Here is a 26,570-nt window from a genome sequence, read left to right on the forward strand (position 1 = left end):
ATCTGACACAACCTTTCCCTCTATCAGAAGCCTTGCGTGTTAACTGACTGACTCGGGCCGACAAGATCAATCCAGATATGTAGATCCCAATATGAGTTCTCTTGGATAGGTTTCTCCGGAGCACCTCCTTTGCATAATAAATACTTCACACGGAGATTCTCTCCTGTCTGGGTGGGCTGTAATGTATGTGGTTCGTGGTGTGTACTGTTGTGTTCGATAGTTGCTTGAAATCGGTTAATCTCTTTATCGGCGGACAAGGCGAATACCCCGAGGCTTGACCTCGGGGATGAAGCCGACAACTCGTGATACAAACCACTAAACGAACACCTCACTAACCAATAGACAGCGATGGAACACAGTCACCGCTACCACGCTTTCCCGACACAAGAGGTAGCGGCTGGACTGGAACTCCATCTGGATGTTCATCGCCAGCTCTACAACCACGTCCGCTGGGACTACAAGCAAGCCCCGGAAGACAATAAGCCGAGTGAGTACGACCAGAACAACAAACTTCCCGACTGGAAGCGAAAGTGGCCCGTCTTCGGTAAACTACACTCGAAGGCCGCCCAAGCCACCGTCGCTCGCTTCCACCGTAACCTCTCGAACCTTCGTAACTCAGCTTTGAACGTTAGCGTCGGCTGTTGAGTGAACGAAGAGGTGATCAATCTCTTCCATTAGGTCGTCGACGCTACGCTCATCGTTGTCTCGAACCCACGAGAGAAGGTTGTAAACGGCTTCTTTCAGCGAGTGTTCGAGGTTCGCTCGAAGCGATGACGCTTTCGAGCGAACCGTCCCCAAGGCGCTCGATTCGGGATCAAGACGGACGAGACTGTAGGCAGCCATCAGAAGGTGCCAGTGCCGACTGGCACCTTCGTCGGTCTGCATCTCGCAGTCTCCCAAGCCGAGATCCTGCTTCGAGTCCTCGAAGAACGTTTCGATGCGCCACCGCATCCCGTAGGAGCGAATAATGTGCTCGGTCGGTGCGTCGATCTTGTTCGTGACGAGGTACTTGACCGGGTTCTCTTCGTCTTCTTCGTCAGTTTCTTTCTCAGCGAGCACCAGCTTCACGTCTCCCAGTTGGGAGACGGGAAGCTTCTTTGTCCAGATGTGGTAGGTCTCGTCTTCAACGTCGCGTTCAACCGTGTCGATGCGCTCTGCAAGCGCATCGACGCGGATCTCTTCGCCGCCGTAGGTCACCTGTCGGTTGCTCCGGAGCGGGCCGATCCAGTCTTTGTCGGAGGATTCGATGAGTTCAGGAAGGCCAGAATCGTGGGCGAACCACGAGTCGAAGAGGTAGGTGTCCGCCGGGACACCTACCTCGTCTTCGAGTTCGGTGACGATCTCGCGGGCGAGATCGTACTTGGTGTCGTGGTCTTGGTCATTGTCGTCCTGTTTTTCGTAGAGGCGGAAGGTGAGTGGGTAGGCGGTTTTGTCGTCAGCGTAGAAGGCGTAGATGAGGTCTTGGCCCCAGACAGTGTCATCTTCAGCGTGATCGTAGAAGTGGCCGACGCCGGGGACTTCGTCCCCGGCTTTGTGGGTGATCGTGTCGTCGAGGATGATGTAGCCATCCTTCGACCAGCGTGTTTCACCGTGTTTTTGGAGTTCTTCGAGGCGTTCGTGGTTGAACTGTTGTTCGTCCCAGTCGTACTCGGTGAGGAATTTGTTGAGAGCGCGTTTGTCTCCAGCTGGAAGGACTTCGCGTGAGATGCCTGCCACGGTCTTGTTGCTGGCCGCAACAAGACCGGTGGCGTAGGTTTTCGCGTGATGACGTTGAGCTGATGACAGCGATTCGAACTCGTCAAACACACGCGTACACGACAAGAAGTCCGTAATCGGCATCATCCGTCTTCACTACCGCCTACGTCATGCTCCTACTTCAACGTTCAAAGCTGAGCTTCGTAAGAAAAAAGAGAAGGGATACAACGTTGGTCGGCTCAAACGGCAAGCACCCACCGATTATCGAAGCGTCACGTACAACCAGTCTGGTTTCGACCTCGGTAAGCTAACCCACGGCTAAAGCCCTGTCTCCATCCGTCTTTAGTTAAGCGAGAAACCGCGTGATAGCGGCGGCTTATCGAGGCATCTTTCGGAAGGAATGAGGAAGTCCAGTCTGTGCACGACAAGGACTCCTCACCTCGGATTATGCGTCGGCTCACTACACTGTTTCCCTCTGAGTTCCTCCAAGAGCACGCCGAGGAACTCGGCGTGGTCGAACGAGACCGCAAGCTCCAGATCCCTGCCTTCGTTTGGGCGTTCGTGTTCGGCTTCGCCGCAGGCGAAAGCCGAACACTCGCCGGGTTTAGACGCTGTTACAACTCTACTGCCGATGAGACGATTTCGCCGGGTGGATTCTATCAGCGGTTGACACCGACGCTTGCGGAGTACCTCCGCGACCTCGTCGAGCGCGGCCTCGACGAGGTCGCTGTTCCTAACGCTGTTGACGCTGATATCGACCGATTTAGAGATGTGATGATCGCTGATGGAACGGTGTTGCGGTTACACGAATTTCTCCCAGATCAGTTCGAAGCCCGCCACGAGGAGCAGGCTGGAGCGAAGCTCCACCTGCTCCACAATGCCACAGAGCAGACGATTGAACAGCTCGATACTGCTAACGAGAAAACGCACGACAGCACCTTGTTCAAAACAGGGCCGTGGCTTGAGAATCGCCTCATGCTGTTCGATCTCGCCTACTTCAAGTACGGCCGGTTTGCGCTGATCGACGAAAACGACGGCTACTTTGTGAGTCGGCTGAAGCAGAACGCGAATCCGCTGATTACGGCAGAATTACGGGAATGGCGCGGCCGCGCCATTCCCTTAGAGGGCAAGCAGCTCCGAGCTGTTCTCGATGATCTTGACCGGAAATACATCGATGTGGAGGTCGAAGTCGAATTCAAACGGGGGCCGTACAATGGGACACGGTCGCTGGATACGAAGCGGTTTCGCGTCGTCGGCGTCCGCGACGAGGACGCCGACGACTACCACCTGTACATGACGAATGTAGCTAGGGAGGAGTTCTTTCCGGCTGATTTAGCGGAGATCTACCGCTGTCGGTGGGAAGTTGAGTTGCTGTTCCGGGAGCTGAAGACGCAGTACGAATTGGACGAGTTCGACACGAGTGACGAACACGTGGTGAGGATCTTATTGTACGCAGCGTTGCTTTCGCTGCTTGTAAGCCGTGATCTGTTGGATCTAGTCACTGAGCAGGCGGATGATGAGCTTGTGTTTCCGACAGAGCGCTGGGCGGCGACCTTCCGGTCGCACGCCCAGCTCATTCTCCACGAACTTGGTGAGTTCCTCGGCTACTCACCACCGCCGCTGCTCGGCCGGCTGATCGAAGACGCTCAAAAGATCCACAAGCAACGACCAATCTTACAAGAGACACTCGCTACCGCTACACAACCGAGGTGTGAGGCTTAACTAAAGACGGATGACGACGTTAGTCATCGGTAACTGATACTTGCTCACGGTCGTGGTTGCGCGCATAGTGGCCGGAGAGAGCGAGCACGGAGCGGAGAGTAGGACGGTGGGGCTTGGGCCGGTCTGGCGCACAACAAAAAATGAGAATGCGTCACGAAGCTACGCGTCCCACCAGCGGTCGCGCTCGGGAAAGTGAGTGCTGCTCCAGCCGGTGACCGCGAGAATGGGATATTTCGCACTAGAGCGCAAGTGGTGTCGTAGACCAGTAAATATGGCAACTTGCGGTACGGGAATCCCCGTTATTTACGATGGGAAAGATGGCACCTGCGGTCAAAAATCTGGACTCGTCGCAATACATTCGACGGACCTCAGAACCGAGCAGATCAACTGAGGAGCAACGAGACAAAAACGGCGATGAATGCTAGCGCATAGGCTACAAAATGGATATGGATGTTAATACGGGGCCCGCCAGGTGTTGGCGTCGGAAAGCCGACGACTGGGTAGGCAACTACCACGACCGTCCCAACGGCAATAAGTTCAGCCTCATCTCGGGTCGTGAATATCCGAGTGATCGTGTCTTGAACCGATCGCGTTGCGTGGCGCGCCCCAACACACCCATACGAAATCCCAATAGCAAGTCCTCCAAGTATAATCCCCCAACAATTCGGTGGGTGGTGAGTCCCCCCTCTCCGATTTCTTTGGCACGGAAGGTGATCACATCGCCCTCTGTTGGTGGGCCGGTAACTGCGGCCGGGACAGTCAGGAAGCCGTCGCCTTCGTCTATCGTGGGCTCCATGCTTCCGGAGTCGACGCATGCGAGAAGAACCGGCTGGCCGAACACCTGTCCAAGGATGAGCGAAACCAACACGACAACGAGTAATACGGTCTCGGTCCGTTCGGCCACCTCGCGAAGCATTCGCACTCTCAGTTACACATACACCTACAAATAAGCAGGGAGAGAGCCAACGGGCTTAACCGTGGGGTGAATCCGACAACTGCGATAACTTCTAGTTCGCCTGGTAATGACCCCCATGTGATCGGCTCCTTTTCCATCCTGAGGAGGCGATCAACGGACACTGCGGATCTGCTCCCTCCGCGTGTCTGTTTGCCCGGTACCTGTAGTTGTCTCGCCAGTCGATAGATCGGTCCCCTCTTTGATAGATGGATATTTTGAGCCGCAGGTTCCACTTCGTGTCTATGTACGATTTCATCGTTGTTGGTGCCGGCCTACCGGGATCCCGGTTTGCGTACCACGCAGCGACCGAGGGATACGACGTGGCACTGCTTGATAGTGATTACTGCGAGTCTTTACCGCCGTGGTGATCCGCATCGGCACTGAGGGCGGCTGAACCAGCGTTTCTCGACGCCACCTCTGAAACTATTCACAGTAATCAATATGAGAAAGGCGAGGTTGGAAAACCGCTTGCGTGTTCCGGGCATGTCTCGACGGATCTCTGGGAGTATCTCCCTGCGGGGGCCGCAGATGAGCTGCTCCAGAATCGAATTTTGGGCGCTCGTTTTCACGTTGGGAGGCCAGATTCGACGGCGTACCCGTTCTACAAATCGGGAACTATCTCGCATGTGATCGCCGCGTCGAGTTGGACAACACACTCGCACGCCGCGCTGTCGACGCCGACGCAGACCTTTGTGAGCAGCATACGGTCGTCGATCTCGACGAAAAGCCAGACCACGTCGTCGTGACGGTCGCGAGGCCGGATGGCACGCACACAACGATGGAGGCGAAGACGGTCGCTGGCTGTGACGGGCCGACTTCGCGGGTGCGGGACCGTGTGGAGCTCGACGCCCCAGCCGAGCTTCTTCACGGAGTGTTGGCCCTTACCGACACGCCTGATGATGGCGATCGTGTTGATGTTCATCTGACCGCGCCAACGTTTTTCGCCTGGCGGATTCCGCGTGGGGCGGCTGGCGTCGAATACGGGCTTGCGGCACAGCCGGGCGCTGAGGTGGGATCGCTGTTCGACGAGCTAACACAGGCGTACAGTGTCGAGCCCTCACGACGGTGTTCCGGTGCGATCCCAATCGGGCCGCCCGATTCGGTCACCACTGACCGCGTCTTCCTTATTGAACACCGATGTTTCTACCATTTCAAATATATGCTGCGGTAGCCGTGCGAGACAGGGAACACGTATCTGATACGAATTGTAGATTTGCGGAGAAACAGCCGGTACAGCGTAGGGAATTAGTATATTCAACACGATCTGATCATAGGGCATGAGCCTCGGTGAGTTTTTCACACAGAGCGAGCGAGCAGATGTGTCACTCGGGGTCGTTGGGAGCGATGTGCCAGAGCAGTTACACGAGTTGTTGACACAGATATTTGATCGGCAGTCGGTAGAAGTCAAACAATCCGTCACGGTCCCCGAAGCCGGCTCCGCCTCGGCAGGTAGGGTCTACTTATTGAACGACGGAGAGGTCGTTGCGGAGTCACCGCTTAACGAAGTTGCGAACTCGATTCTGTTAGTCAATTCCGACTTGTATACGACCGGGGCGCGCAGCGTTCAGGAGGTGGATCTCCCGGATGTGATTACAGCACTCGACGAGACTCACTTCCGGCTGCGTGGGTATCCTGAGTCGAACAAAGAGAAACTGCTGCTGATCACCATCTCACGATACATCGAACGGATAGCGCTTGAGCACGGCACGGGAAAACACCGTGCATCCTTCCAACACCTCTCACGTATCAACGACGAGCGGGGTACGAGGGAGGTCTACGAACGACTTGGTGACAGTAGCGTTGACGTCCACGTGTACGGAATCCCTGACTGGACGCCACCCCCCGAGTACGAGCTGATAATCCACGGCGGGTGGGACCAAGAGTTTCAAGACTCGTGGTTTGTCGTTTTCGTTCCTGACAGCCCGTCGGCACCTCACACAGCACTCTTAGCGATAGAAGATGAGCCAAACATATGGGATGCGTTCTGGACGTACGACCCAGACACTGTTCAGGAGATCAACCGATACATCGAACGGGAATTGTAGATCCAATATCAACGAGAGGGTAACGCTCTTGCTTTGACGTGAAACAAAAGCAGTCGTCGTGCTGGACTCACGCTCTACATCTCGCAAAGCGTTCTTGACAGATGTTGGGAAGTTTGTCCAGCATTCGTCTTTAGTTAAGCTTGACAGTAATATACACAGGTAGAAATATGCCGTATAGTATTGAAGTGTACTAATCAAACGAGCCAGACACTGTATCCACTGAAACTAAGCAATAAACTGACCCTATAAACACGAATTTCTCGCCATAGCGGGAGTAAATCGGCAGAATTCGAACAGAAACTGGGACAGAACAGTATTACTGGGAGTATTAACTAAAGACGGAGGGTTTGTCCAGCTAAGCGATACATGACGATCCTGTACTGAACGATTCGTGAGTCACCTGTACTGACCGGAACCGGAGTAGAACGTATCACTTTCTGAGGATTTTAACAGAACGCATCATTCAAATTTAATTAGAATAAATCACAAAAATACGATAGCGTTGCCACCACACTCGATTACCGACACGATTATATTTAGGCCGCTTGGCTGAAGTTCCAGATTACGGACGGTAACTAGTATAATCGCAAGACGTGGCGGAGTTACCCTGTCGAAGAACCGACTGATAATAAAAATAAAAAGAGCTACCCAAAGGATCCGACAGAGCGTGTGAGTAACATGGGGCGGTGCCATCCACCGGGGCCCAAGCGACCAATGACCGGTACGAACACCCGATCCTACACAGCGCACCAATCGACGAATGGCCACAGGGTCAAGAACCGGGAAGACCACGCTCCTCGGCACCAACATGGGCAGCCACACCGAGTAGGTCCCTCCGTGGATGGACGCAGTGTGATCTGCCCGGCGGTAGTGCGGTCTCTGTCTTGAGCCCACCATGGCCAAGCACACGAGCGGCCACAGGCGGACAGTAATGCGGCCGAACACAGTGCTGGTGAGACCGTAGTCAGATCACCCACGCCTCTCAGGACGCCTGCGATTCTGTGCCAGACAACAGACGCTGCAACGATAGGAAGCGGGGCGAGTGGGCCGTGGCATACGGAGGGTCCCGAGTGGCGACAGGTGATCTGTTGATGGGAAGCAGGAGCTCTTCATCGAGAAGTGAGAGAGGCCTCCGTCGGGGAACAAGGGTTCGCTCTTCCAACAGCGGGTTGTCCTGCGGTGGGAAACGAGGAGTCCTGCGGTGGGAAACGAGGAGTCCTGCGGTGGGAAACGAGGAGTCCTGCGGTGGGAAACGAGGAGTCCTGCGGTGGGAAACGGAGTGTCCTGTGTTGGGAATCATGAGTCCTGTGTTGGGAAATCATGAGTCCTGTGTTGGGAAATCATGAGTCCTGTGTTGGGAAATCATGAGTCCTGCGTTGGGAAACGGCTGGTCCTAGATAAGCGAACAACTGGTCCTACGTCGGGATACGGCTGGTCCTACAGTAGGGAACAACTGATCCTGTGGTAGGAAACGAGGGTCAACCTTTCGCCAGCGGCTGGTCCTGCGGTTGAGAACGAACGGGGGTGCGCACGGACAAACGGAGCTATGCGTCCGGACACGGCGGCGTCTGTCTCACACACTGGACACGTCTGCGTCCGGAAGCGGCTACTCACAAGAACTGGATTGGCGAGGCCTGTCCAAGCTATCACCCGGTCAACTGTAGGCCAGCAAGCACTCGAACAGGGGGTAGCGCTGACAGGAACCCAACTTGAGAGTCCGCCGCAGGGCACGCAGTGTATGCCGCCTGTCACTGCGCCGGACTTGTCAGGAGCCGCTGTCAGGCGGCGCTGCTGGTGCTACATGGTGAACGCAACCGAGACACCACCGGTGAATGCCGTGTCCAACTGGCGCTCACAGACATGGGTCACGCGGACGGCGCGAGCGAAGACTGGGGGTGTGTTCACTGCGCGAGTGTCGGTCGCTTGCGGGTCGCGACATGTGGTATCGGTAGCATCGCCGGTGGACAGCCACGAGTCAGCCGTCCCGAGTGACGGTGCGAGCCGGTGGGTACGACTGGATCGAGGGTGGGTAAGACGGGTGTGCGGTGCGTGGCGTCGTGTCGGGAGCCTCCCCAAACGACGGCGTCGTCGTCGTGGCTGCGGTGTGTCGCGATCGTCGTTGGCGTCGGGAACGAGGGGGTCGCTGCTGGGGCGCGCACGCAGTGACAACGCGGTGGTCGGGTGGGTCATGATCTGGTCACACGGATCACGCGGGGAGTCCGCAGGGATTTCTCCAGTCGGCGGCATGGATCGACGCGACAGCTAATCGGGTGGTGAACCAGGACACAGTATCGAGCGAGTGCGTCATGGATGGCTGGCGTCCCGTCTCCTAACGGGGGATGGACTGTGGTCCCGTTCAGGGAGCGATGGCTGCTGGCGAGTCGTGCGTCTCGGTGCGTCGCAGTGGTCACGGCGGTGTCTCAGTGTGGTGTGTGCGGTTTTTCGGTCGTGCGAGCACGGGCGTGGCGACCAGTGGCGTTGTGCTGAGCGTGATGTCGACGTGGGGAACGACGGCGTCTTGCGTTGTGATCGCCGTGGGGAACACCACGGTCGTGAGGGAACTGCGCGGCGTGGGACAGTCGGTGTTGCTGTAGTGGTGACGGATCGATCGCACGGTGCTGTGGCGGTGTACGAAGCGTCCCGACGACGTCGACAGCGACGCCGCCCGGAAGGGCGCCATGCCAAGAGCGGAGGCGACGTCGTGGTGCGTGTGGTGGGAGGCTGGTCTCACGTCCCGGATCGACCTGGGGACACTTGGGGCCACGGTGGGTTCACATTAGAATTACTCTGGGCTCTCGGTGGGTTCACATTAGAATTACTCTGGGCTCTCGGTGGGTTCACATTAGAATTACTCTGGGCTCTCGGTGGGTTCACATTAGAATTACTCTGGGCTCTCGGTGGGTTCACATTAGAATTACTCTGGGCTCTCGGTGGGTTCACATTAGAATTACTCTGGGCTCTCGGTGGGTTCACATTAGAATTACTCTGGGCTCTCGGTGGGTTCACGTCGAACGCTCACCTCGATCACCTACGGGTCACGATGGGATCGCGCTGGACTCACGACGGAGTCAGTTCGGATTGATCCTCTAATGGTTTGCTGGTCATGTTGGGATCGGTTTGGATCGATACTGTACTCCTTCGAGGGTCGTGCTGGGATCGGTTGGGATCAATACTCCAATGATTCGAGGGTCGTGCTGGGATCGTTCTGGATCGATACTACAATTGTTCGAGGGTCGTGGCGGGATCGATTCGGATCAATACTCCAATGATTCGAGGGTTGTGCTGGGATCGGCTTGGATTGATACCGGGCTCGTGTGGCTACACGATGGGATCAAAAGCGTAGTTCTCAGCTGTCACCGAGGGTGTCTGCGTTTCCCTGACCACTGTGTGTCACGCCAATTATCGTGCGGCTCCGTCCTGAATCCCTCTCTCACCAGCCCCCCTAATTCTACACTACTTATTCTTATTATCAGTCGGATTGTGGTCATCATAACTCGGCGCCTGCTGTCGATTTGGACTCGTAGTAACCGTCACCGTAATTGGGTCTCTATCACCGACACACCAACCTGGAGTTGCCTGGGTATTATCACAATCAATATTCTCAACCAGTCGTTTATACTGTGGTATTGAAGATTGCCTGATTACACGATATGTTGCGACAACGACGAGTTGTGGTGCCGGTGTGGTGCCGGTGGGCGGCTGGATCCACGCTCGGGAGCGAGCGGGTACCCGTTCCTGTCGACGAGCAGTACCGTCGGGCTCGCTACCAGCCGCCGGACGGGCCCCGACTGTCACAGGTGTGCCCTCAGGCGTCCGTTCGACGCGGCGGCGTACAGGAGACGCCGCCAGCCCGAACGACAGCGAGAGCGAGCCAGAGAGCGTGGTCGCCTGCGGCGTGGCGACACGCTGGCTGTCGCACCCTGATACGGCGAGTGGCTCGGCGACGTTGCGACCGGTCACTGCCGTGGGGGGCCTGGACACGTCCCGAACGCGCTCGTCGATTGCGTCGACGACGTCCGGGCGACGCTCGGGAGCGACAGGCGTCGCGACGCCGGTGGCCACCAGCACAGCTCCGAGCGAGTTCCGGCACCCGACAGGCCCCCCGGCCAGCAGCGACCAGGCAGCGCGCTCAGTTGGCGACAGGTGAACAGTGCTGAGCGTATCACAGACACCCGCCGAGACCGACGCCCAGTGGGTCCGACTGATTCCGCCAGGCGTCACCGATCCAGCTGCGCGGATTGCCGATTCGATGGGGGGGCGTGTTGGCACAGGCAATCGAGACGATCGTCAGCGCTGCCTCGCCGAATCTTCGGGCTATCGATATCCTGTGTTACCGGGGAATCGCTCACGAGGAGTATCTGCTGCGGGTGTGTCCAGCCGCAGACAGCAGTCGCGGTTCGGCACTCCCGATCCCCTCAGACCCGGAGCTTGAGACGACCTCCGCCAGCGTTCAGGATATCGATACGCTTACGATGCGGTTTGGGGCGTGGCTCGCAGACCAACTCATTGATCGGATCGGTGTCGAAATCGTTACTTGTGATCCGACGCCGCTCGGCCGGACACAGACACTCACGACCCGGTTGGTGACCGATGCGGAGACACCGATCACAGTTGATCGAACCAGATCACAGAGCCAGCTGGCGACGTATCTCGACGGGCTGCTTGAGCGGTCGATCCCACACGTTGCGCGCACAATTATTGCGCCGGCTGGGTCGGGCACCTACCACGTCGAACAACAGGTTGGGCAGTTCTCCCCGCAGGCACGCACGCTCCAACGGCGCGATCTCGCACGCCACAGTACGCAAGACACTGCGCCATCGCTCGCAGCGCAGTATGACACCGACGCGATCACGTCGACGTGGGAGCTGTTGACCGAGGATGGGTGGAACCCCAAGACGCGAGCCAGCCACTCACCGTGTCAGCCGACACTCCACCGCCAGCCTGGGGCTGGTGCGACTGCGAGCACGTTGGTTGATCTCTGTACCCAACAGCTGGAGTATCAGCGACTGCTCGGAACGCTTGGGGATCCACAGCCACTCGCCGAGCAGTACGACGCCCTCGCGTATTCACCGACACTGGAAGTTGAAGCTGCGTCGCTGACGAGCATGCTGGGACTCGTCTGGGGGTATGACACACCGGCGTGGGAGACCCAACACGACTTCGATCGGCGGCCACCCATCCTTGAGTCGCTTGCGCTGCTTCGATCGGCTCCTGGGACCGATGAAACGGCTGGGCATAACCCACGGGTTCCGGCTGGTGATCAGATGTCGAACACGCTCTGGACCCCAGCGCCGGCAACGACTGCTGACTGGCCGACACCGTCGCTCGGATCTGGCAAGTTGGGGCCAGCACAACCGGGCGTGACACGCCGGGCGATCAAGCGGCTTCGTGAATACGGGGATTCGCTGTCGCTGGCTGCGACATCTGGTGTTGATACGCCGTGGGCGATTGCCGAACGACGACCGCCAGACGGTGACTCGAGTATTATTGTAGTTGATGATGATGGCACCGTTCCGCCGGGCGAACTTATTGCGGCGGCCTCGCATGGTGTCGAGACGCATGCGATAACAGTCGTCACCGAGGCCCAGGCCGCAGCTGAACGGGCGGCTACAATCCTTCGAGAGCCGTTTGTTGAGGCAGCCGACACGGAAACGGTGCTGTATCCGCGTACTGCCCGCCACTGGGTCACGTCAGGACACGTTGCTGTTGTCCCCCGCGAGATGCCGCTTCAGTGGACGATTGATCCAGATGGAACGGTTCGGTTGTACGCCGCCGACGCGTGTCTCGCGAGTGGGACCGTTTGGGGGGATCCGCTTCGACCGACAGTGCCGTTCGATGACCCATCCACCCCGCTGCGATGGGTCGCCCCAGAGTCGTCGCCGGTTGTGCGGACGACCGATGGCGTTGCCCGCGATCAGTACGACACGTCAGCCGCGCTCGCTGCCCAGTACCGGTCGCTCCCGTTGCCAGCGGTCCCCGCTCGGCGCTGGTGGAGTCCACGGGCGACGTGTCTCTCACTTGGGCCCGATGGGCCGTCAGTGGTCGATCCACGCCGGCGGTTCGGGAGACATGAGGAGTCACTCGAAACGGCTCTCAAGGAGTTCGTCACCACGTACACGTGTCAGGCTGAAACAACACTGACAGCGTCGACGATCGCCACTGCGTGCCGCCGCTTGTTGTGGCCACAGTCGGCCACGGTGGTGTCGCAAGCGGAGCTGAAACGGTCGATGACAGCGCTCTCACGGCGAACGACGGGTCCGACCCACACTGAATCAGCGCTCTCAGGGCCCGACACAGTGACGCTCACCCAACGTGGGTGGATCTACCCGGACACGACAGCGGATCGGCCAGCCGCCCCGTTTGCTGACGCAACGGCGGCCGGGACGCCGGTAGCATCGCTTGCAGAGACCCTTGCGGTTGCCCCTGACTACAAATGACAGACCCAACTGACACGGACGACGTAAAGATTTACTCACAGTGGCCCCGCGTCGGCTGTCTCCGGTTGCGGCCACCGGAACGCGACGATGGGACGCCACCGGCACAGAGTCACCCGCTCGCGTCGGTGATCCGATCGGCGTTTTCAAACACCAAACTCCGGCGGCTTGAGCTGCTGTCGTGGCCGGCAGAACCACATCAAGAATGGGTACTTCATCCGATCGATTCGACGGTCCAAGCCCAACCAGACGAAGACGAGGATCTCACTGATCCCGGACAGACGCGGCTGAACGACGCTGGCACTCCGACATCGGCGACTCACGACGAGGCGAGCGCGGCGACTGGAGCGCTTAAATCGGCGTGTAAAGAGCAGCTTGTCAAGCCGTATGGGTACGGCTACGACCGGTGTGCTGTCGATCTGTCGCCGCTTGAAGGAACCATTCGGCCGACGTGTCGGCTCGCGGTTCGGGAAAGTCCCGACCTGTTACCGTTAGCACAGCGGAATCCGCACGGTGTCGTTGAGCTCATCAGCGATCTCAACGACAAGGACATTCCCTATCTGTTACAGACGATTATTTCGCGGGGCGATAACTCTACGTTCGAGCTCTCACAGCGGCTTGCCGTCTATCCACCTAACTACGGGCTTGCCACCGAACACGATTTCGCCAAACATCTCGATACCGGTGGTCGAGTCGATCTTAGCACGTACTATGACGACCAAACGAATCGGATTCGCTCGAACTTTGATCTCGATGCGACACGGTATTTCGAGATTGATACCTCTGGGGATAGCTGGGAGGCCGTCTCACGACACAAACACGACGTCGAAATCATCCGTGCGGCACGACGTGTGCTTGCCGGGCGCAAGGACTGTCACGACCTGTACGCCGGGTATCACGACACCGACAAAGAACTCGAGAATCTCTATCAGTATGCCAACTACTACACGAAGATCCCGGTTGATAAACGAACAGTGCGAGCGTTCGTTGCGCTCGTCTCCGATCGGATCGCGTATTCACCGTGGGAGAACGTCAGCTACATCGATCCGCCTAACCTAGTCACGCATCCCGTCGTGTTACCGGCAGCTGCGGGCAAGACAGCGGATCCAGAGGCGGCTTCGCCCGAGAACGTCACGCAGTACGACGATGAGCAGTCGGTCACACTAGTAACTCGTGGCTCAGCGGAACATCAGTATAACGAAGATTGGGTTGCGGACTACTACGCGGATGCTGGCTGGACGGTCGAGCAACTTGATATTGAGACAGCGGAGTCTGTGCCTGACCTCTGGATTCAAAAAGACGGGAGCGCATACTTCGTTGAAGTCGAACACAAAAATCTCGGTCAACCGGCGAATATCTTGACGAACGCAGCGCGCGCCGCGCATTATGACATGGATTGTATCTTTGTTGGCGAGGATAGGTCTACGGTGCAATCGATCGCCAAAATACTCCGAGAGCCCGTTACCGACACTGACGTTCACAATGGCGCGCAGCTGTACACGATGTCGGATTCGCTGACGCTTACTGACGGGAGTACCCCGGTGTTGCCACCGGACGTCGGGTCATCCAAGTGGTATCTTCGGTATCAGGAGCCACCGGAAGCCGGGGACGAGGACGATGATATTGAAGCGCGTTCGCCATCACAGATCGAGCCGGAACTCCGGCTTGAGACACCGGATGGGGAGGTGCTTGCCGCTGGGTCAGTTGCTGAGAGCGTCGCAACATGGGAGTTTGAAGAGCTCCTCTGCGAATCGGATCCGAGTGCTGCCGACCGGACTAATGTTCATGGACCGTTTGTCCCAACGCAACTTGCGTACTTAGCCCGGAGTAGCCTTCGGTATTATGATGGTGACCAACTTGAGCGGCTTGATCCCAATGAGTACCCTGCTGATTGGGATCAAAGCGACGCGGCTGGCAAACGCGAACGGTACAAGAATGCCTACGGAACATTTGTTGACCGATACACTGTGCCCGTCGACTACACCGAAATTGAAAAGCCCGACTTTATTAAGCCGATGAATGAGCGGATCTACAAACCGCAGACGTCACGCAAAGCCCCCGGCATGCGTGAGTCTGGTCGGGCGCTTTGGCAGTTCGCTGAGCATAAATCTCGTGACAATAATGCCCTTGATCTAATCAAAAACCGGACGTGGCGGTGGCCTCACGATGTGACCTCGCCGGATATGCCATTTGTCGGTGACTCGCGTGTGCTGTCCGAACTCGGTCTCGAGGAGTGAAGTGGTAGCGCGGAGTCCCCTACTCAGCGGCGTCGTCAATGAGTTTGTCGGCCTTCTCGTGAAGTGTCCCAGTCATGTGAAGCCCGTGTGAGTCAATCCGCCTTACGAGATCGTGTGCTGCCTCTCGATCAAGTCCCTCCTCTACTGCCCGAACGATCACACCGACCGTCCCAGTGACTGTCGCCCCAAGCCCACGAGCCGTGGTTCGAACACGCTTATCATCTGAAACGACACCGACCGGCCGGTCCTCAGCTGTGTAGGCCAACACCGCAGCGATCAGAGATACGTCTCCATTCTGTTCTGTTTCGCCAAGGACCTCTTTGGCTTGCTCAATGTGATCTTGAACAGCTGGATCGGTCGTCGCAACCGCATCCTGCGCAATGAACCGGGTCAGATTTGTTTGTGCGGGCTCTGTCGTGACCTCACTTTGGACTGTGGGGAGGACAACAAGCGTACCAGTAAAGCTTGTCAGTTGCTCGAGCTCACCGATGGTACCGAGTGCGATAAGCGTTGTCGCATCGAGAAAAATCCGCGTCACAGCTCACGCGCAGCAGCGGCGTCTGCTTCGATATCTTCTGGAGACAGTTGCGTTGTGAGATTATGTTCACGGGCGATCTCGAGCCACTCTGCGAGACTGACACCGGCAAGTCGAGCTGCCTCATTAACCGAGAGCTCGCCACTTTGGTACCGTTCAATCGCGACACGTTGACGGATGGATGAGAGACCCTCTGCGAGTGCTTTCCGAATGACTGTACTCTTGTCTTCATCTAACAGCTCACTTACCGCTTCAAGTTCGTCTTCATCATCATCAGGAACTCGGGCACTAATCGATGGCATGTATACACAGTAGCACGCTGTACTACATAATGGTTTCTCACAGCGGAACACGGAGGAAGCCCACAGCTTCAGCTGTGAGAGGATATCTAGCCGAAGTCGTAGTCGCTGTCGCGAGCGTCGACATACTCGCCGTTGCCCGTCCGATCGGGCACATAACACGGACCGTGACCCGGCCCGTTGAAAACGGGCGCCTCAATATCCAGCCCGCTTCGACGGTGAACCAGCAGCGGCAACCGGTCACGCATGTTCTGGATGAGCGGTTCCCGCCGCGCGTGGAGCGTGCCACCCGGCGGCCGGCGTTCGGTCAGCGGCGGGAGCTGGTCCTTGTAGAGGTCCCCTTCGGTCATGATCCGCACGTCGAGGCGCTGTGCCAACTGCTATGCGCTCGCCGTGACGCGGCGGGCGACGGCAAGCACGGGCATTGCTCTCGCGAGAGCGGCGCGGAGCGCGATCGCCTCGACAGCGTCCTGCTGGACCGGGGTTTGGTGCCAGTTTTTACACTCACCGACGAGGAAATCCGTTGGCGTCGGATCCTCGAGCGTCTCGGCGGTGTCTGCCTGCTGGGCTGTCGCTTCGAGGGCTGTTGTGATCGTTGCGATCTCGTCGACCATCCGTCGGATGGCAAGGTAGGTCGCCCCGTCGACGACCAGGATTTCGAGTGCCGGTGCGGCTTCCGTGTCGTCGGGGATCGCTTCGCGGACAGTGGCAAGCTTCTGTGTAAGCGCTGCGGTGGTCTGGTTTTTGAGCGCACTTCTTGAATCGTCGCTCTTCAGTAGACTGGCGGAACCAGGAGCATTAGTGCCTCTGGCCCGGCAAAAACGGGTATGTATGAAGACCGTCCTGCCTTCGGCCAGAGGCTATCAGAACTTGCGGAACTTGGGGTAATAGAATTTCGGGCCGAGCCGCTCGACGCCATCGTCGAGCGGCGTCTCAAGACGATCTGGGAAGAACGCTCCTGTCCACACTGCGGCGCAGACAACCTCCACGCTCTCAACGGCTCTGACCGCATCTGGTGTGGCCGCTGTGACTGGAAAACCACGTACACGCGAGGGACACCCTTCTACGATTCGGAACTCACCCCAGGTGAGTTCCTCATCGCCTTCATCCTCTACGCTGATACACTCCTCAGCATTACCCAAATCGCTGAACTCCTCTCACCGTGTTACTCAGCTTTGAACGTTGAAGTAGGAGCATGACGTAGGCGGTAGTGAAGACGGATGATGCCGATTACGGACTTCTTGTCGTGTACGCGTGTGTTTGACGAGTTCGAATCGCTGTCATCAGCTCAACGTCATCACGCGAAAACCTACGCCACCGGTCTTGTTGCGGCCAGCAACAAGACCGTGGCAGGCATCTCACGCGAAGTCCTTCCAGCTGGAGACAAACGCGCTCTCAACAAATTCCTCACCGAGTACGACTGGGACGAACAACAGTTCAACCACGAACGCCTCGAAGAACTCCAAAAACACGGTGAAACACGCTGGTCGAAGGATGGCTACATCATCCTCGACGACACGATCACCCACAAAGCCGGGGACGAAGTCCCCGGCGTCGGCCACTTCTACGATCACGCTGAAGATGACACTGTCTGGGGCCAAGACCTCATCTACGCCTTCTACGCTGACGACAAAACCGCCTACCCACTCACCTTCCGCCTCTACGAAAAACAGGACGACAATGACCAAGACCACGACACCAAGTACGATCTCGCCCGCGAGATCGTCACCGAACTCGAAGACGAGGTAGGTGTCCCGGCGGACACCTACCTCTTCGACTCGTGGTTCGCCCACGATTCTGGCCTTCCTGAACTCATCGAATCCTCCGAGAAAGACTGGATCGGCCCGCTCCGGAGCAACCGACAGGTGACCTACGGCGGCGAAGAGATCCGCGTCGATGCGCTTGCAGAGCGCATCGACACGGTTGAACGCGACGTCGAAGACGAGACCTACCACATCTGGACAAAGAAGCTTCCCGTCTCCCAACTGGGAGACGTGAAGCTGGTGCTCGCTGAGAAAGAAACTGACGAAGAAGACGAAGAGAACCCGGTCAAGTACCTCGTCACGAACAAGATCGACGCACCGACCGAGCACATTATTCGCTCCTACGGGATGCGGTGGCGCATCGAAACGTTCTTCGAGGACTCGAAGCAGGATCTCGGCTTGGGAGACTGCGAGATGCAGACCGACGAAGGTGCCAGTCGGCACTGGCACCTTCTGATGGCTGCCTACAGTCTCGTCCGTCTTGATCCCGAATCGAGCGCCTTGGGGACGGTTCGCTCGAAAGCGTCATCGCTTCGAGCGAACCTCGAACACTCGCTGAAAGAAGCCGTTTACAACCTTCTCTCGTGGGTTCGAGACAACGATGAGCGTAGCGTCGACGACCTAATGGAAGAGATTGATCACCTCTTCGTTCACTCAACAGCCGACGCTAACGTTCAAAGCTGAGCGTGTTACACGACGCTTCACGACCAGCTCAGAGAGTTTGAAACCGCGTTCTGTCGGGGATTTCCGACTGTCTGGGAGCGCATCTCCCAGACAGTCGATGGGCCAACACAGGTCGATGAAACACAGCAGGTGTGTTCGGGCTTCAAAGGCCAAGATCCGCCGCGGAAGGGACTCAACCGCGGCGGGTCGCCCGAGGGTGGACGTACCCGCTGGACAGGGAATCAGGGTGACGAACTGACGCTCGTCGCGGCGTGCCGCGACGTGCTTCGCGTGGTCTCAGCTCAGGAAGGAAGCGACTATGAAGATGACCTTGGGCCAGTTATCGAGGAAGCAGACGACCTCTCCCAGCCGCTGGGAGAGGTCTGGACCGATGGACTGCCAGCTTACCGAGGCATGGAGCACGATCACCAATACGTTGTCCACGACGAGAGGTACGTCTCCGACAAAGGCGTCCACACGAACCAGGTAGAGTGTCTCTGGTCACTGCTCCAACCGTGGTTGGCGAAGTTCCGCGGCCTGTCCAAGCAGGGCTTGGAACAGGCCGCTCGGACCTACGGCTTCCTCCGGTCACTGAACCTTACTGGGGCACCGATCCACAGTCTCGTGGACTGTATCGCTGTCAATGTATTCCGCTAGTTCCGCCAGTCTACCGAAGAGCGTGAATCGTTGTGTGTTCTGTGCTATCCCCAGAAGGCTTATTACGAATTATCTATTATTCGTAATTGAGATGGCGCAATCATCATCGCAATCAAGCCGCCCCCCGATTCAGCAGTTACAGACGATTGCTGACCTCCTTGAGACGCCGGTACTCGCTCGGCTGTACGCCCATATCCTACAACACGGTCCAGTCACCGTGTCTGAGATTGTCGACACGCTCACCATCCCACAAGGAACCGCCTACGACTACGTACAGAAGCTCCAAACGGCTGGCTTGGTGGAACAAACCCGTGAGCAGCGCCCGTACGAATACAATGCCGAGTCGATTGTACTCACACTCTCGACGGATGAGGAGACACAAACGATCACGCCAGCACTTATTGCAGCTGTTGCCCGCCGCGACGAAGACGAGGACATTGATGTCTACATCGAGCGCCACGGTCTTGACGGCCTTGCTGCCGCTCTCGAGTACGCCTACGAATACGTCGACGGCACTGTCAATCATCGGATTGCGGCCCGCGAACTCAACCTCTCATCACTTGAGGCCGAAATCATTCTCCAGGCGTTGGAGCCAGTTGCTACCGAGTATGCCGATGCGGCTGTATGACAACGGCCTGATTCGGCAACTGCTGTGAAGCGCGAGGCTTTCTCCTCTATTCTCTGTAATTGTCGCCCCGAGTCCACGAGTCGTAGTCCGAACACGCTGGTCATCTGAGACAACACCGACTGGTCGCTCCTCGGCCGTGTAGTTCCTACCACTAGCCGTTCTGGATGCGGTTTTGCCGTCTACTACACGGTAGATGGTTTTTTATTCGAGCAGGTAGATCTCATAGATATGAGCACGAGCGAACGCGATGAACGCGGACGATTCTCCGCGAAACACACCGACGACGAGGTTCTCGATGCCGTACAGAAACACGAACCCGCAGGGACAAGCGAGATTGCCGAAGAGTTAGGAATTGAGCGTCCCAGTGCTGATTACCGACTCCGACAGCTCAAAAACGAGGATAGGGTAGACAGTAAGATGATCGGGAACTCTCTCGCGTGGCGTCTCACCTCTGGAGTTGAATCATGAGTACCGAATCCGGCACCAACCACGACCTGCCGACAGGGACCACCATCACGCTCACCCGAGAGAGCAACTGGTGGGTCGCAAAGGACGAAGAGACAGATGTCGTCAGCCAAGGGAAAAGCCGCCAGGAGGCGCTTGAAAATCTCGACGAGGCGCTCCAAGGCTACCACGGCAAGGGTGAAGCACCAAGTGATACGGAACTCCGTGAGATGGGGATCGACCCTGAGCAAAATACATCCGGCTCTCTCGACGACTCGGAGATCTTCGAGTAGTTTCTCCTGATAAAGATACGAGCGCATACCCCCTCTTTAGGCGGGGGTCGAGCGAACAATAGCGTACACCTCTATCGACGACGCTACGGCTGGATTTCCCGTCAATCTACCACCAGTATTAAAATATCTTGATACATAGTGTACAACGCAGATGAAGACCACACGGCATGCGACCTACAACCTCAACTACCACATCGTGTGGTTGCCGAAGTACCGTAACTCGGTACTCGTCAACGAGGTCGCTGACCGTGTGCGAACTATCCTCCACGAAATTGCCGACGATAAGGGCCTCGAAATTCTCGGTCTCACCGTCCAGCCCGACCACGTCCACCTGTTCGTCAGTAGTCCGCCCAAGAACGAACCGGCGCTCCTCGCCAACTGGTTCAAGGGTATCTCTTCGCGCAAGTACAACCATCGATACGCCGACCACGACGGCGAGAAAATCGGATGGACGAGAGGCTACTACGCAGGGACCGCCGGGCACGTTTCGAGCGAGACTGTCGAGAACTACATCCAGCAACACACGGAGGGCGATTCGTGACCGAACTCACGAAGACGCTCGAACTCAAACTCGTGGATCCGAACGCCCACAAGCGGCGGAAACTCCGAGAGACGCGAGAAGCGTACCAGCATGCCCTCCAAGACGCATTCGACGCCCGCTGTACCACGCAGACCGAAGCGAACGACGTGGTGGTCAACTACGACCTGAGCGGGTATGCGAAGAACGCGCTCAAACAATACGTCCCGCAACTCACGACGACCTACAACGCGGGCGAACTTCACGACGACCACCCTGTTCGGTTCACCAATGAGGGGCTACGGCTCGATCACAAGCCCGAGAACGGTATCGAGTGGTACGTCAAAATCCCGCATCACGAGGACTACCACCTCTGGCTGCCAGCACAACCGAATCCCGAACAACGAGACTGGCTCGAAGCGGTGAACGCTGGCGACGCGGAGATGGGGGAGAGTCGGCTGTTCGAGCGAGAGGGGACGTGGTTCCTCCACGTCACCGCTACTCGCGACGTTGAGGAATGTTCCGGGGAGTCCGCCGAAGAACGGACACCTATCGGAGTAGACATCGGAGAAGCGTCACTCGTCAAGGTGTGTCACCGCGACGACCACGGTTCTCCGACCACGCCCGAACTGTGGGCCGACGAAGGGAAGACCGTTCGTCAGCTCCGTAAGACCTACTTCACCGCCAAGCGCCGACTCCAGACGCGCGGAGGCGAGCGTATCGTGGAGTCGTTCGGTGACGACCTGTGGAACCAGATAGACGACGTGTTCCACCGGGTCACTCGCGAAGTCATGGAGTACGCCGACTCCGTCGAGAATCCCGTTCTCGTTCTCGAAGACCTAACGTACATCCGGGAGTCGATGGACTACGGCGAGTTCATGAACCGGCGTCTCCACGGATGGGGATTCGCTAAGCTCCACGCGCAGATACGCTACAAGGCCGTCGAGAAGGGAATCCCCGTCGAAACGGTGAATCCGCGTAACACGTCGAAGGAGTGCCACGCGTGCGGTGAAGTGGGGTATCGCCCCAGACAGGCGACATTCACGTGTACGAACGATGCGTGTTGGATGGGCGAGTATCAAGCGGACGTGAACGGCGCGGTGAACATCGCAGATCGCTACCTCAGCAGAGAGAGTCGGTCCAGAGAACACGAGACCGACGATGACTCGGCTGGGGATGGGGGGCGGTTGACCGCCCCACAAGACAGCCACGCAGATGCTGACACCCAGCAGGCGACGCGTGGAACGTATGCGTCTTGAAACCAGAGGGCCACGCTCGGCCTGAAATCCCATGGTGGGATTCCCGCGTCTTCAGCCGTGGGAGGAGGTCAATGCTTCATCCGGCGGCGCGGGATCGAACGTGTCCATACTTAATATGTGAGCTACTACCGCAAATATGTTTGTAAGGGCTTGACCCCGAGGCGATTCACACCCAACCGCCGGGAACTACCTCAACGATCGCATCGTGCGTTCCGTACGCATCTCCGATCTGACGGATGGCCGTCAGAACGTCACCAACTGGTGGCCGATCGAGTTGATGGAAGTAGATACAGCCACACATATCGGAGAGAGTGAAGAAGTCGTCGTCCGTTGTCAAGACGACATACCCGTGTTCTCCGGCGTACGTGGCAATGTCGGGGTCGTTCGCACGAGGATCAAGCGCGTCGCGGACAGTGATCGCTTGGATATCTGGTGCTTCGATACAGGCGTCGATGTACCGCTGGGCGACGTTCTGGTCGCAAAGGAGACGCATCACTCCGGAGCGTGACTCATTTCGCGCAGCCGATCACGGGTCGTCGCTACATCGGCAGCGATCGCCGCCATCTCGTCAGGATTTGCGTCGTAGTACTCGAGTGCGGCGTCGATCTCGTCGACGGTCAGATCGAACTCGTCGGCGATCGCTGTCGTTGACCAGCCGTGTTCTCGGATGAGTGCTCCGAGCTGCTGAACGCCAACACGGGTTCCCTCGATCCGTGGCTTTCCACCGAGGACGTCTGGTGTCGACACCACGGAGATTGTCACACTCATACGTCTTGATTCGCCGTCGATGAGTATAACTCTTTAGCCGAAGTCGTAGTCGCTGTCGCGAGTCGTCTCAAGCCGCTCACGAGGCGTTTGTTGGTCGGTCCCGCTTGCTGTCAGTTCATGGCGTAGTTCGGCGGCGTGGTTGCTGTTTCCAACCAAGAGGATCCCATTTTCGAATATCGTCGTCGCGAGTGGTTGAGTGACTGTGTAGAGATCAACGAGATCGATGTCATCCGTGTTCAGTTCATCGCTCAGATCGGCGCTCAGCCCAAGGAACACGTCGTTGTATCCCCGATCTGTCGGCTTGTGTTCGTCAAACTCGACCGCAATATCGATGTCGCTCGTATCGTGGGCCGTGTCGGTGGCGTGGGACCCGAACAGGATCGCGAGCCGGACCGGATGCTCTCGGAGCACAGCTTGGACAGTCTCAATATCGAAGTGGCTCTCGAGAGTGGTCGATTCAACGGTCCTCATTAGTTCAGGATACATTCTCTGATGATATAAAACGCAGGTGGAATCCCTGCTACCCAGCTCTCCCGTTCCTACCCAAATTCGTAGTCGCTGTCGTACGCGTTGACGTACTCGTTGTTGCCCGTTCTGTCCGGCACATAACACGGGCTTGTCCCCCCAGCGAAGAACACTGGCGCCTCGATATCGACGGTGCGCTGCCGGGCCACGATCGACGGGACGTGTTCACGGAGTTCCCTCACGGCGGGCTCTCGGCGGGTACGGAACGTTCCCACGGGTGGCCGATGCTCTGTGAGCGGCGGCAGCCCGTCTTTTGCGAGATCCTCGATGGTGAGGATGCGAACATCAAGTTGTTGCGCGAGCGTCCACGCCGAGGCCGTGACGCCTCTGGCGACGACGAGGACGGGCATTGCGCGAGCCAGTGCGGCCCGGTGAGAGATTGCGGCGACAGCGTCGCGACCGACGAGGGTTGCGTGCCAGTCTTTACACTCACCGACGATGAAATCCTCCGGCTCGTTTCGTGGGGATTGTCGGCGCGCGAGGACGTCGGTCTCAAGCCCGAAGAGCTGCTCATTGCGGGTGGTGAGATACCCCCACGCTTCGAGCGCGTCAGCGAACTTCCCTTCGAGCCACCGCCCGTTCGTGGGGTCGTGATCTGTGGGTGTCTCGTCGGGGTCGCAGCCGCCAACCTCCGGGATCTCCTCGTGGTCTTCGGGGTCGTCACTCATCTGTGGCCTCCGGAGCGGGTGCGCTCATGGCGGTTTCAACAAGCGCAGTCCCGAGTGCCTCTGCCGCGGTTGGGGTGAGTACTGCGTCCGTCGTCTCGTCTGGTCCCTCGACACTGAGCGTGACTGTCGGGTCTGCGGACCCATCGAGGCTCACCGTGAGCGAGCCGTCGTGGTGGGTGACGAGGCGATCGCGTGTAATGTGGGTGGTGAACTCGAAGGTGGGTGCTGTCATTGTGTGTCACCTCTCTGGTTCGAGTGGAGTGGGAGCGATGCCTGTACTGTTGAGTGGTCGGAGTCCATGGTGGTGGGTTGGGGTTGGTCTAGAGGCTGTCCGTCGAGGTGGTCGCCGAGTGGATGTCTTCGACGACAATGGTGTGTACTGTTTCTTGTCATTGAGTGGGTAGTAGTGACCGGCTTTGACTCGGCGCAGGCGCTGTGTGTGGGCATCTGGCCGGTGGCGTGGCTGGTCACCACCTGATGGGGTGTGGTTGGCTGTTGGTGCGTCTCCAGCGTACCTGCCGACTGTTGGGCGCGAGTTGCTCGGATGGTCCAGCGGCGGTGGCCATCCACCTGTACCGCACAGACCCGATCAAGCGCGCGAACATCGCGGAGTCGCCGATCATAGCTGCTCGCAGAGATGTCGGCGCGCTTGAGGAGCTCACTGCGGCCGAGCGGCTTGTCGGCACGCAGCAAGGTGGCGTACAGTTTCGTTGCCGTCGGGGCGAGATCCAGCCGAAAGCGCTCCGGCGGGAGTGTGGCCGCCGCGCGTTCGACGTCGGCAGGGGTTGGGTGGTGAGACTCGTTTAGCGCTCGTAGCAGGCTCTCCACGACGTCGTACGGACACGCACGCCGTGTGGTGTCCGCCGGGCCAAACGAGCGGAGACAGAGCCGCACGAGCCGCTGGCGCTCGCGGGGTGTCCACTGTACGTCGTGGGTCATCGCAATCTTCTCTAGCACCCGCCTGATGGCGGGGTAGGTTGTCGCGTCTCGAACGGGGATTGAGAGCGGTGGTGCGTCTTCAGTGCCCTCGGCAATTGTCTTGCGGACGGTGGCGAGTTCTGCTTGGAGGGTAGTGGTGATCTCCTCGTGGAGTTCGGTAATTGTTGGGCCCGCAATCACCCACGACATCGTGAGATCAAGTTGGTCAGTTGGGTCGACGTCGTAGGGCAGTCGCCGGCACAGTTTTGCCGGGCGCTCTTCGAACAGCAGTCGGTACCCCGAGTGAATGCCGTAGACAGATTGTTTGGGGACTGTCTTGGCGAGGAACTCACAGAAGTCTTCTCGGGTCTTGTGATTGCGAGCGAGGGCAGCCGTGTCTGGGACTCTGAGCGTGGTTGTGAGGTTGAGTCCGGCCGCCTGGTACAGTTGGGTGACAGAGGCGACGAGCCCGTGAAGATCTGCGAAAAGGTCGCTGCGGGCAGCGGTGTCATCACTGTTCGTGAGCTCAGCGAGGCGCGCGAGCAACTGATCGCGAACGGTGGTGATTCGATCCCGCCAGGCGTGGTAGGTGGCTTCGTCGTCGCTGAACCACCCCACTTGGTGGCCATGCTGGATGATTCGGGGTGTGTCTTCAGCGGAGTCAGTAATGTTCTCGAACTGGTGGCCAAGCCGTGTTGGGGTGAGGATGTGTTCGAGTGCTTTCTCGCTCAGTAAGGCGCTCGCGAGACGTCCCAACGTGGCGAGAGGGCCACCCCACTGGCAGATGACGAGTGTTTCTGTATCGGTGTGGCTGAGATACGCGACACGGCCGTCCTCGAATGCGTCGAGTGGATCGTCGACGAGCGTGATGCTGTCATCAGTGGCAGGGATGGCGAATCGCTGGTGGCGTTTGGTTGGGGAGCTGGCCTTTGGGTCGGTGAGCCACTGGACGTACTCGGCGTCGTCGTCCGTCGTTCCAGTTGTCGTGATCCACTCCTCAGTAGTGGGGCCCTCCGCCCGGCGGGGCGACACTGTACTTGTGAGTTTCTGAGGGGTCGCAGTAAGACGCTCCCCCAGTTGGCGCTGATTCGGGTGGATGAGCGCTTGTGCGTCGTCAAGACACGCTTCGACGGCCGTCTGCCCCAACGCGGTGAGCTGGATGGTGTTTTGTTGGCCACGCCGATCGATCGTGACGAGGTCGCGTGCTTCGAGATCAAGGACGTACCGACTAACAGTGCCTTTAGCAGAATACAGGCGGTAAGCCCCCTTCCTCAAGGAGCGACCAGCGGGAGCGAGTAGGGAGGGGATACACCGCCGTCATCATGTCTCAAACACGTTCGTACTCGCTGCCTAACCACCTCACCGATAGAGTTAATTTGAAATAATGTTTAAACACAAATGATGGATAGACACGAAGTAGAAGGTCACGAAGTCATCGAGGGAGAGGTGAAGCCGACCGGCAACGGCGCACACGTTCTCGTTCCGAAGCGATGGCGTGGTGCAGACGTGAAAATCGTCCGAACCTCAACCCCCGACGAATAGTCA

At 58.0% G+C, this 26,570-nt stretch carries 24 protein-coding genes and 4 pseudogenes; 15 read left to right on the forward strand and 13 right to left on the reverse strand.

Going from position 1 to position 26,570, the window contains the following annotated elements; translation table 11 throughout:
- Positions 1 to 23: 23 nt before the first annotated feature.
- Positions 24 to 332: a DUF1616 domain-containing protein gene (locus EO776_RS03405; protein ID WP_246041486.1), complete on the reverse strand. Its 309-nt coding sequence runs from the start codon at positions 330 to 332 to the stop codon at positions 24 to 26.
- Positions 333 to 348: 16 nt separating this feature from the next.
- Here EO776_RS03405 and EO776_RS03410 point away from each other — a divergent pair.
- Positions 349 to 609 (forward strand): annotated as a pseudogene (locus tag EO776_RS03410) (RNA-guided endonuclease TnpB family protein); the annotation flags it as partial.
- Between the two features lie 6 nt (positions 610 to 615).
- Here the strand turns inward: EO776_RS03410 and EO776_RS03415 are convergent.
- Positions 616 to 1,842, reverse strand: a complete 1,227-nt coding sequence (locus tag EO776_RS03415) for an IS701 family transposase (RefSeq protein ID WP_129452359.1) — start codon at positions 1,840 to 1,842, stop codon at positions 616 to 618.
- A 300-nt stretch (positions 1,843 to 2,142) separates the two neighbouring features.
- Between EO776_RS03415 and EO776_RS03425 the strand changes: the two genes are divergently transcribed.
- Positions 2,143 to 3,417 (forward strand): IS4 family transposase, encoded by a 1,275-nt coding sequence (locus EO776_RS03425; RefSeq protein ID WP_129452540.1) that lies wholly within the window; start codon positions 2,143 to 2,145, stop codon positions 3,415 to 3,417.
- Between the two features lie 508 nt (positions 3,418 to 3,925).
- On the opposite strand, the gene EO776_RS03430 is transcribed toward EO776_RS03425, so the two are convergent.
- Positions 3,926 to 4,333 carry a S26 family signal peptidase gene (locus EO776_RS03430; protein ID WP_129452360.1) on the reverse strand — a complete coding sequence of 136 codons (408 nt, stop codon included), beginning with the start codon at positions 4,331 to 4,333 and terminating at the stop codon, positions 3,926 to 3,928.
- A gap of 482 nt (positions 4,334 to 4,815) precedes the next feature.
- Between EO776_RS03430 and EO776_RS03435 the strand changes: the two are divergent.
- From EO776_RS03435 to EO776_RS03455, 4 genes and pseudogenes are all read left to right on the forward strand, one after another.
- Positions 4,816 to 5,501: pseudogene (locus EO776_RS03435) on the forward strand (FAD-dependent monooxygenase); the annotation flags it as partial.
- Between the two features lie 148 nt (positions 5,502 to 5,649).
- The gene (locus EO776_RS03440) at positions 5,650 to 6,417 is read left to right on the forward strand and encodes a DICT sensory domain-containing protein (RefSeq protein ID WP_186279052.1); all 768 of its coding nucleotides are present in this window, start codon (positions 5,650 to 5,652) and stop codon (positions 6,415 to 6,417) included.
- Positions 6,418 to 10,679: 4,262 nt separating this feature from the next.
- Positions 10,680 to 12,854, forward strand: coding sequence for a hypothetical protein (locus tag EO776_RS03450; RefSeq protein WP_129452362.1), 2,175 nt, complete (start codon positions 10,680 to 10,682; stop codon positions 12,852 to 12,854).
- On the forward strand, positions 12,851 to 15,088 hold the full coding sequence (locus EO776_RS03455; protein ID WP_129452363.1) for a hypothetical protein: 2,238 nt from the start codon (positions 12,851 to 12,853) through the stop codon (positions 15,086 to 15,088). The genes EO776_RS03450 and EO776_RS03455 overlap by 4 nt, the downstream gene beginning before the upstream one ends.
- 19 nt (positions 15,089 to 15,107) lie before the next feature.
- Here EO776_RS03455 and EO776_RS03460 read toward each other — a convergent pair whose 3' ends face one another.
- The 4 genes from EO776_RS03460 to EO776_RS19265 all read right to left on the reverse strand — a co-directional run bounded on the left by EO776_RS03460 (position 15,108) and on the right by EO776_RS19265 (position 16,536).
- On the reverse strand, positions 15,108 to 15,626 hold the full coding sequence (locus EO776_RS03460) for a hypothetical protein (protein WP_094520227.1): 519 nt from the start codon (positions 15,624 to 15,626) through the stop codon (positions 15,108 to 15,110).
- The gene (locus tag EO776_RS03465) at positions 15,623 to 15,925 is read right to left on the reverse strand and encodes a UPF0175 family protein (RefSeq protein WP_129452364.1); all 303 of its coding nucleotides are present in this window, start codon (positions 15,923 to 15,925) and stop codon (positions 15,623 to 15,625) included. Before EO776_RS03465 ends, EO776_RS03460 begins: the two co-directional genes overlap by 4 nt.
- Before the next feature lie 86 nt (positions 15,926 to 16,011).
- A complete protein-coding gene (locus tag EO776_RS19260; RefSeq protein WP_246041490.1) occupies positions 16,012 to 16,272 on the reverse strand; it encodes a hypothetical protein in 261 nt (86 codons plus the stop codon).
- Between the two features lie 30 nt (positions 16,273 to 16,302).
- Complete coding sequence (locus tag EO776_RS19265) at positions 16,303 to 16,536, reverse strand: hypothetical protein (RefSeq protein WP_094519337.1); 234 nt, start codon at positions 16,534 to 16,536, stop codon at positions 16,303 to 16,305.
- A gap of 213 nt (positions 16,537 to 16,749) precedes the next feature.
- Here EO776_RS19265 and EO776_RS03475 point away from each other — a divergent pair.
- From EO776_RS03475 to EO776_RS03510, 8 genes and pseudogenes are all read left to right on the forward strand, one after another.
- Positions 16,750 to 17,103, forward strand: a pseudogene (locus EO776_RS03475) (IS1595 family transposase); the annotation flags it as partial.
- Between the two features lie 39 nt (positions 17,104 to 17,142).
- Positions 17,143 to 18,369 carry an IS701 family transposase gene (locus EO776_RS03480; RefSeq protein WP_129452365.1) on the forward strand — a complete coding sequence of 409 codons (1,227 nt, stop codon included), beginning with the start codon at positions 17,143 to 17,145 and terminating at the stop codon, positions 18,367 to 18,369.
- A gap of 3 nt (positions 18,370 to 18,372) precedes the next feature.
- Positions 18,373 to 19,005: pseudogene (locus EO776_RS03485) on the forward strand (IS1595 family transposase); the annotation flags it as partial.
- 91 nt (positions 19,006 to 19,096) lie between these two features.
- Positions 19,097 to 19,633 (forward strand): winged helix-turn-helix domain-containing protein, encoded by a 537-nt coding sequence (locus tag EO776_RS03490; protein ID WP_094519338.1) that lies wholly within the window; start codon positions 19,097 to 19,099, stop codon positions 19,631 to 19,633.
- Positions 19,634 to 19,861: 228 nt separating this feature from the next.
- Positions 19,862 to 20,101 (forward strand): helix-turn-helix domain-containing protein, encoded by a 240-nt coding sequence (locus EO776_RS03495; protein WP_094519339.1) that lies wholly within the window; start codon positions 19,862 to 19,864, stop codon positions 20,099 to 20,101.
- Complete coding sequence (locus tag EO776_RS03500) at positions 20,098 to 20,370, forward strand: type II toxin-antitoxin system HicB family antitoxin (RefSeq protein WP_176454905.1); 273 nt, start codon at positions 20,098 to 20,100, stop codon at positions 20,368 to 20,370. The genes EO776_RS03495 and EO776_RS03500 overlap by 4 nt, the downstream gene beginning before the upstream one ends.
- 151 nt (positions 20,371 to 20,521) lie before the next feature.
- A complete protein-coding gene (tnpA, locus tag EO776_RS03505; RefSeq protein WP_094519307.1) occupies positions 20,522 to 20,911 on the forward strand; it encodes an IS200/IS605 family transposase in 390 nt (129 codons plus the stop codon).
- The gene (locus tag EO776_RS03510; RefSeq protein WP_094519308.1) at positions 20,908 to 22,146 is read left to right on the forward strand and encodes an RNA-guided endonuclease InsQ/TnpB family protein; all 1,239 of its coding nucleotides are present in this window, start codon (positions 20,908 to 20,910) and stop codon (positions 22,144 to 22,146) included. Before tnpA ends, EO776_RS03510 begins: the two co-directional genes overlap by 4 nt.
- 166 nt (positions 22,147 to 22,312) lie before the next feature.
- Here the strand turns inward: EO776_RS03510 and EO776_RS03515 are convergent, their stop codons facing one another.
- The 6 genes from EO776_RS03515 to EO776_RS03540 form a co-directional block, all read right to left on the reverse strand.
- Complete coding sequence (locus EO776_RS03515; RefSeq protein ID WP_094519309.1) at positions 22,313 to 22,639, reverse strand: DUF5615 family PIN-like protein; 327 nt, start codon at positions 22,637 to 22,639, stop codon at positions 22,313 to 22,315.
- Positions 22,639 to 22,914, reverse strand: coding sequence for a DUF433 domain-containing protein (locus tag EO776_RS03520; protein ID WP_094519310.1), 276 nt, complete (start codon positions 22,912 to 22,914; stop codon positions 22,639 to 22,641). The genes EO776_RS03515 and EO776_RS03520 overlap by 1 nt, the downstream gene beginning before the upstream one ends.
- Before the next feature lie 33 nt (positions 22,915 to 22,947).
- Positions 22,948 to 23,385: a type VII toxin-antitoxin system MntA family adenylyltransferase antitoxin gene (gene mntA / locus EO776_RS03525; protein WP_176455038.1), complete on the reverse strand. Its 438-nt coding sequence runs from the start codon at positions 23,383 to 23,385 to the stop codon at positions 22,948 to 22,950.
- Positions 23,386 to 23,453: 68 nt separating this feature from the next.
- Entirely contained in the window at positions 23,454 to 24,107 is a 654-nt protein-coding gene (locus EO776_RS03530) for a hypothetical protein (protein ID WP_094520499.1), read from the reverse strand.
- Complete coding sequence (locus EO776_RS03535) at positions 24,100 to 24,339, reverse strand: hypothetical protein (RefSeq protein ID WP_094520498.1); 240 nt, start codon at positions 24,337 to 24,339, stop codon at positions 24,100 to 24,102. The genes EO776_RS03530 and EO776_RS03535 overlap by 8 nt, the downstream gene beginning before the upstream one ends.
- Positions 24,336 to 26,300 (reverse strand): plasmid replication protein repH, encoded by a 1,965-nt coding sequence (locus tag EO776_RS03540; protein WP_246041492.1) that lies wholly within the window; start codon positions 26,298 to 26,300, stop codon positions 24,336 to 24,338. Before EO776_RS03540 ends, EO776_RS03535 begins: the two co-directional genes overlap by 4 nt.
- 126 nt (positions 26,301 to 26,426) lie before the next feature.
- Between EO776_RS03540 and EO776_RS03545 the strand changes: the two genes are divergently transcribed.
- On the forward strand, positions 26,427 to 26,567 hold the full coding sequence (locus tag EO776_RS03545; protein ID WP_129452366.1) for a DUF2080 family transposase-associated protein: 141 nt from the start codon (positions 26,427 to 26,429) through the stop codon (positions 26,565 to 26,567).
- Positions 26,568 to 26,570: the final 3 nt, after the last annotated feature.

Origin of the sequence: Halorubrum ezzemoulense, from assembly GCF_004126515.1 — an archaeon.
Classification (GTDB): domain Archaea; phylum Halobacteriota; class Halobacteria; order Halobacteriales; family Haloferacaceae; genus Halorubrum; species Halorubrum ezzemoulense.